Here is a 232-nt window from a genome sequence, read left to right as displayed (position 1 = left end):
GCCCACCTCGGGCAGCGCGCCGTCCCAGAAGATGCGCCCCTCCAGGTAGTCCATGACGTAGAACATGGAGCCCACCACGCCCTCGTCCTCGCACAGGTGGTGGACGCGGGGCACCGGCACGTCCGTTGCGCTCAGCGCGGCCATGACCCGGAACTCCCGGTCGACGGCGTGGGCGCTCTTCAGGAGCTCGCCCGGCGGCTTGCGGCGCAAGACCCAGCGCCCGCCCGTGGAG

At 72.4% G+C, this 232-nt stretch carries 1 pseudogene (cut by a window edge); it reads right to left on the bottom strand.

Annotation, left to right across the window (positions count from 1 at the left end):
• Positions 1-210: pseudogene (locus tag F0L46_RS27000) on the bottom strand (phosphotransferase family protein); its annotated part reaches 202 nt to the left of the window's first position; the annotation flags it as partial.
• Between the last annotated feature and the right edge of the window lie 22 nt (positions 211-232).

The sequence above is a fragment of the Salinarimonas soli genome (genome assembly GCF_008386575.1).
Classification (GTDB): Bacteria; Pseudomonadota; Alphaproteobacteria; order Rhizobiales; family Beijerinckiaceae; genus Salinarimonas_A; species Salinarimonas_A soli.
The sequence above is the reverse complement of the archived record's forward strand: the minus strand, read 5'-3'. Positions and strand labels throughout refer to the sequence as shown.